Raw genomic sequence first — 6,108 nt, forward strand, 5'->3', positions numbered from 1 at the left:
CGCGTGGACGTCACCGACCTCGACACCTCCGACCCCGACGCGCGCCGACGCTGGTTCGCCGCCCAGGACCGCGCCGCCCGGGCCGACCGGCCGCACGCGCTCCTCGAGGCGTACGGCGCGTGGGAGCTGCTCGCGACCGAGCCCTCCGGCCACACCGACCACCAGTGGCTCCAGGCGCGGGAGGGCGACGAGGTGGTCGGCACCGCTCGCCTCGAGCTGCCGCTGACGGAGAACCGCGACCTCGCGTGGGCCGAGGTCGACGTGGTCCCCGGGCACCGGCGCCGAGGCGTCGGTCGGGCGCTGTGGGAAGAGCTGGTCGCGCGAGCCCGGGCAGCCGGGCGCACCCGCATCGGGGCCGAGGTCGTCGTCGACCCGCAGCGGTCCGACGCCGGCACGGCCTTCGCCACCGCGGTGGGGGCGGTCGAGAAGCATCGCGAGGACCACCTCGTCGCCGACCTCCCGGTGGCGGGCACCGCGGTCGACGCGGCGTACGACCTCGTCCTCTGGCGGGGCCGCTGCCCCGACGAGCACCGCGCCGCCTACGTCGCCATGCGCAACCAGATGAACGCCGACGTCCCGGTCGGCGAGCTCGACCTCGAGGCCACCGTGCTCGACGACGCCCGGCTCGCCTCGTCCGAGGAGCGGCTGATGCGCTCGTACGACGTGCGGGTCGCCGCGGCCCGTCGCCGCTCCGACGGCGCCTGGGGCGGCTACTCCCTGTTGTTCGTCCCGCACGGGGCGGACTTCGTCTGGCAGGACGACACCCTCGTGATGCCCGAGCACCGCGGCCACCGCCTGGGCGCGGCGCTGAAGTCGGCGAGCTACCGCGAGCTCCCGGCCGAGGTGACCCGGGTGCACACCTGGACCGCACCCACCAACACCGCGATGCACCGCACCAACACCGCGATGGGCTTCCGCGTCGTGGAGCACCTGCACGAGGTGGAGGCGGCGATCGCGTGAGGATCGCCTAGGGTCTGGCCCCGAGGGGCGGTAGCTCAGTCGGTCAGAGCAGAGGACTCATAATCCTTGGGTCGTGGGTTCGAGCCCCACCCGCCCTACCAGTGTGGTGCGTCAGGCCTCGCCGGCGATCAGGTAGTCCTCGCCCTGCTTCTCCAGCTGCAGGGTGACCTGCTGGGTCGTCGTGCGGCCCGACGTGGTGGCGTAGTCGATGGTGTACGACGCGGTCAGCGCCTCCGGGTCCACGCGGATCCCGGACGGCGACGCGGACTCGATGGTGCTCCAGAAGCCGGCGTAGCGCTCGTAACCGCCGCTCGCCTCCTGGAACTCCGGCGTCAGCATGTCGAACGCGGCCTCGGGGTCGGAGGTGACCGTCGCGAAGTAGTCCTCCACGAACGCACGCATCGCGGGAGGTGCCCCGGCGGAGGCCGGGGCGGATCCGGCGGGGTCCGTGGGCTCCGTGGCCGTGGAACTCGTGGACGCGGACGGCTCCTGCGAGGGCTCCTCTGAGCTCGAGGGCCTGCCGTCGGCCGACCGGCCCTCGCTGCGCGTGGCACCGGCGTCACCGGGCGCCCGCTCGCCGTCACCGGGCCATAGGAGCCAGGCGACCACGCCCAGGACCACCAGCGTCAGGGCGGCCGCGAGCCACCGCAGCGGTCGCCACGACGGCTCGTCGCGCGGGACCGTGTCGGCGTGGGGCGCCCGCGCCACGGGTGCCGCCGGGACCGCCGAGGTCCTCGTCGGCTCGTCGCGCGGGGTGGGGGCCGGGGTCGTGCCCAGCGGCCGCGTCGCGTCCGGACCCTGGTCGACGGGCGGGGTGGGGGCCGTGCTCGCCTCGCCGTGGGCCGCACGCCGCAGGTCGTCGCGCACGCGCTCCACGGGCCACCGGTCGGCGGGATCCTTGGCCATCATCACGGCGAGGAGCCCGGCGAGCGGGTGGTCGTGCGGCAGCCGCGGCGGCTCCCCGTGGACGATCCGGTAGAGGCCGCCCATGATGTTGTCGCCCACCTCGTAGGGCGCCCGGCCGGTGAGCGCGAAGTAGAGCGTGCCCCCCAGCGACCACACGTCGCTGGCGGCGCTCGCCGGTGCCCCGGACGCGACCTCCGGGGCGATGTAGGCGGGGGAGCCGGTGATGAAGCCGGTCTGGGTGAGGGCGGCGTCGGTGCCGGCGCGGGCGATGCCGAAGTCGCCGAGCTTCGTGTGGTGGTCGTCGTCGACCATGATGTTGCCGGGCTTGACGTCCCGGTGCACGATGCCGGCCCGGCCGGCCTGGACGAGCGCGTCGGCCGCCTGCGCCAGGATCCCGGCCGCCCGGGTGACCGGGAGCGGACCGTCGGCCCGGACCACCTCGGTGAGCGTGCGTCCGCGGACCAGCTCCATCACGAGCCAGTAGCAGTCCACGTCCTTGACGAGGTCGAAGATCGACACGACGTGGGGGTGGTTGATGCCGGCCGCCAGACGCGCCTCCCTCTCGGCGCGGGCGATGTCCTGGTCGGTCGTCCCGGCGAGCAGGCCGATGCGCTTGATGGCGACGGACCGGTCGAGCAGCTCGTCGTGAGCGAGGTGCACCGACCCGGCACCGCCGCGTCCGATCTCCCGTTCGAGGGTGTACCTGCCTGCGATCACGTGTGCCCCTTTCCATGGGGAAGGTCGGGCTCCGGACACGCTAGCCACCCCCACGGGGAGGCTTCACACCCGTGGGGACATGGCTCTGGCCCGACCCGGCTCGGGTCGGTTGCCGCGTCAGGCCTCGCCGGCGATGAGGTACTGGTCGTCGAGGCGCTCGAGCTGCAGCCGGATCTGGTCCGACGTGCGCGCGCCCGACTTCATCACGTAGTCGACCGAGTAGGCGACGGTCAGGTCCGAGGGGTCGCTCTGGATGCTGGTCACCTTCGCCGAGCGCACCTTGCCCCACCAGCCCATGTAGCCGCGGAAGTCGCCGCTCTGCTGCTGGAACTCGGGCGTGAGCTGGGCGAAGGCCGCGCGCGGGTCGGAGGTCACGGTGGAGAGGTAGCCGGTGATGAAGGAGTCCATCTGCTGGCGGACCTCCTCCGCCGACACCGCGGGGGCGGTGCTCCCGCTGTCGCTCGGGGCCTGCGACGTGCTGGGCGAGGTCGTCGGGTCGTCCTGGGCGGCCTCCGGCGTGCCGCGGCCGGCCCAGACGTACGCCGCCACGACCGCGCCCACGGCGAGCACGGCTGCCGCGACCAGCCAGCCCCACCGCATCGAGCCGCGTCGCGTCGAGGCGGGCGCGGGCGTGGTGTCGTGTAAGCGGGGCATCGTGCCGGTGGGCTCGACGGCGGCCGCAGCGGCCGCGGCGACCGGCACCGCGACGAGCGTGGAGCGCTCGCCGCGCGCGAGCCGGCGCAGCTCGTCGCGGACCTGCCGCATCGAGAGCCGGTGCTCGGGCTCGCGCACCATCATCCGCGACAGCAGCCCGGCCATCGGGTGGCTGGCGGGCAGCCGCGGCGGGTCCTCGTGCACGATCTTGTAGAGCGCGCCGATGAGGTTGTCGCCGACCTCGTAGGGCGGTCGGCCGGTGACGGCGTGGTAGAGCGTGGCGCCCAACGACCACACGTCGCTGGCAGCCGTTGCGGACGCGCCCGAGGCGACCTCAGGCGCGAGGTAGGCGGGGGAGCCGGTCACCAGACCGGTCTGGGTCAACGAGGCGTCGTCGGCGGACCGGGCGATGCCGAAGTCGCCGAGCTTGGCGACGTCGCCGGCCACGAGGATGTTGCTGGGCTTGACGTCGCGGTGCACGATCCCGGCCTCGTGGGCCTCGGCCAGCGCGTCGGCGGTCTGCGCGAGGTACGACGCCGCGACCGTGGCCTCGAGCGGGCCGGCGGTGCGCACGAGGTCGCCGATGGTGCGCCCGTCGACGTACTCCATGACGAGCCAGTGGACCTCGTCCTCCTCGACGAGGTCGAACACCGAGACCACGTGGGGGTGGTTGAGCGCCGCGGCGAGCCGGGCCTCCCGCGCTGCGCGCTCGAGCTGGACGCTGCCGCCGCCGGGCATGAGACCGATCCGCTTGACGGCGACCGTGCGGCCGAGCACCTCGTCGTGGGCGAGGTGGACGGTCCCGGACCCGCCACGACCGATCTCGCGCTCGAGCGTGTACCTGCCTGCGATCACCGTCGGCCACCTCCTGATGCCTCGCCCTAGGCTAGTGCGCGACCACCAACCCGCCTCACCCCCAAGGAACCGACGTGACGACCCCGAATGTCCTCGACGAGCTGGAGTGGCGCGGCCTCGTCGCGCACTCCACCGACCGCGACGCCCTCCGGGCGGCGCTGGGCGAGGGGAGCGTCAGGTTCTACGTGGGCTTCGACCCCACGGCACCCAGCCTCCACATGGGCAACCTGGTGCAGCTCGTCACGGCGAGGCGGTTGCAGGAGGCCGGCCACACGCCCTACATCCTCGTCGGCGGCGCCACCGGCATGATCGGCGACCCGCGCGACAGCGGCGAGCGCACCCTCAACTCGCTCGACACCGTCAAGGAGTGGACCGAGCGGGTGCGCACCCAGGTCTCGCGCTTCGTGTCCTTCGAGGGCACCAACGCCGCCTCCACGGTCAACAACTACGACTGGACCGCCTCGCTGTCGGTCATCGACTTCCTCCGTGACATCGGCAAGCACTTCCCGGTCAACCGGATGCTGGCGCGCGACACGGTCAAGCGTCGCCTCGAGTCCGGCATCAGCTACACCGAGTTCTCCTACGTCCTGCTGCAGTCGATGGACTACCTCAACCTGTTCCGCGAGCACGGCGTCTCGCTGCAGTTCGGGGGCTCCGACCAGTGGGGCAACATCACCGGCGGCGCCGAGCTGGTCCGCCGGGTGACGGGGGAGTCGGTGTACGCCTTCGCCACGCCCCTCATCACCAAGACCGACGGCACCAAGTACGGCAAGACCGAGGGCGGTGCGCTCTGGCTCGACGGCGAGATGATGTCGCCGTACGCCTTCCACCAGTTCTGGCTCAACGTCGAGGACGAGAAGGTCGGCGAGCTCCTGCGGATCTTCACCTTCCTCTCCCGCGAGGAGATCGAGGACCTCGAGCAGCAGACGGCGGAGAAGCCCTTCCTGCGCGCGGGCCAGAAGCGCCTGGCCGACGAGGTGACCGCCCTGGTGCACGGCGCCGAGGAGGTGGAGCAGGCGAAGGCCGCCGCTGCCGCGCTGTTCGGCGGGGGCGACCTCCGCGAGATCTCCGCGGCCACGCTCGGTGCAGCGCTGCGCGAGACCGGCGGCACGACCGTCCCCGCCGGCGAGCTCCCCGGCATCGTCGACCTCCTCGTCACCGCGGGACTCGCCTCGAGCAAGGGCGACGCGCGGCGCACGGTGACGGAGGGGGGCGCCTACCTCAACAACGCGCGGGTCGAGGACCCCGAGCTCCGGCCCACCGCCGACGACCTCGTCGCCGGCTGCTGGCTCGTGCTGCGCCGCGGGAAGAAGAAGTTCGCGGGCGTGGAGGTGCGCTGAACGCCCCGTCGTGACGCTGACCGGGAGGCGGTGCGAGCGGCCCCCAGGGGCCGCGCGCGCCGCCTCTCGTGCTCCTGCAGGCCGCTGACCTGCGAAAACACTGATGTGCCCGCGGTCACACCGTTTCGATTTGCGCGTTCACGCCGAGTTCATTAATGTTTCCTCCGTCGCCAGGGAGCGGCGGGGAGCAAGGCCGGTCAGGCCGGGCTCCCGGCCCCGGAGCGACCAGCCCGAAGCGGTCATCGGTCACGGTGACACCACCGGGCGGCGAGCAGGACACACGAGGATTTGCCTCGCGAAAAGCCGGTTCGCTACGTTACACCAGTTGCCCCACGCAACCGAGATCCTCACCGGATCGCGATGTGGGTGCGTCTGATTCTTGAGAACTCAACAGTGTGTTTGATTAGTCGACGAATTAGTTTGTTATGCCCCGTTGACATCATGTTTAGCTGCCATCGTTTGGTGGTGGTTGTGGTGTCGCGGTTTCTTTGACAATGATTCTGGCTGACGGTCCTGGCCCTTTGGGGTTGGGGTTGTCTTTCGCTAGTTTTGTTCAGTCATGGATGTGGCTCTTATTGATAGTCGCCTGGCTTCTGCTCTTTTGGGTGGGGTTGGGTTGATGTTTTTCGATGGAGAGTTTGATCCTGGCTCAGGACGAACGCTGGCGGCGTGCTTA

At 71.7% G+C, this 6,108-nt stretch carries 4 protein-coding genes and 1 tRNA gene; 3 read left to right on the top strand and 2 right to left on the bottom strand.

The window, feature by feature from the left end:
• The first annotated feature begins 3 nt into the window (after positions 1-3).
• Positions 4-960, top strand: a complete 957-nt coding sequence (locus ACFFJG_RS14530; protein ID WP_378519421.1) for a GNAT family N-acetyltransferase — start codon at positions 4-6, stop codon at positions 958-960.
• A 24-nt stretch (positions 961-984) separates the two neighbouring features.
• A tRNA-Ile gene (locus ACFFJG_RS14535) sits at positions 985-1,061 on the top strand.
• 10 nt (positions 1,062-1,071) lie between these two features.
• Here ACFFJG_RS14535 and ACFFJG_RS14540 read toward each other — a convergent pair.
• Together ACFFJG_RS14540 and ACFFJG_RS14545 are read right to left on the bottom strand one after the other, a co-directional pair.
• A complete protein-coding gene (locus ACFFJG_RS14540) occupies positions 1,072-2,583 on the bottom strand; it encodes a serine/threonine-protein kinase (RefSeq protein WP_378519422.1) in 1,512 nt (503 codons plus the stop codon).
• A gap of 117 nt (positions 2,584-2,700) precedes the next feature.
• On the bottom strand, positions 2,701-4,092 hold the full coding sequence (locus ACFFJG_RS14545) for a serine/threonine-protein kinase (protein WP_378519423.1): 1,392 nt from the start codon (positions 4,090-4,092) through the stop codon (positions 2,701-2,703).
• A 74-nt stretch (positions 4,093-4,166) separates the two neighbouring features.
• On the opposite strand from ACFFJG_RS14545, the gene tyrS reads away from it, so the two are divergent.
• Positions 4,167-5,432 (top strand): tyrosine--tRNA ligase, encoded by a 1,266-nt coding sequence (gene tyrS, locus ACFFJG_RS14550; protein ID WP_378519424.1) that lies wholly within the window; start codon positions 4,167-4,169, stop codon positions 5,430-5,432.
• Positions 5,433-6,108: the final 676 nt, after the last annotated feature.

The sequence above is a fragment of the Nocardioides zeicaulis genome (assembly GCF_042432345.1).
Taxonomy (GTDB): domain Bacteria; phylum Actinomycetota; class Actinomycetes; order Propionibacteriales; family Nocardioidaceae; genus Nocardioides; species Nocardioides zeicaulis.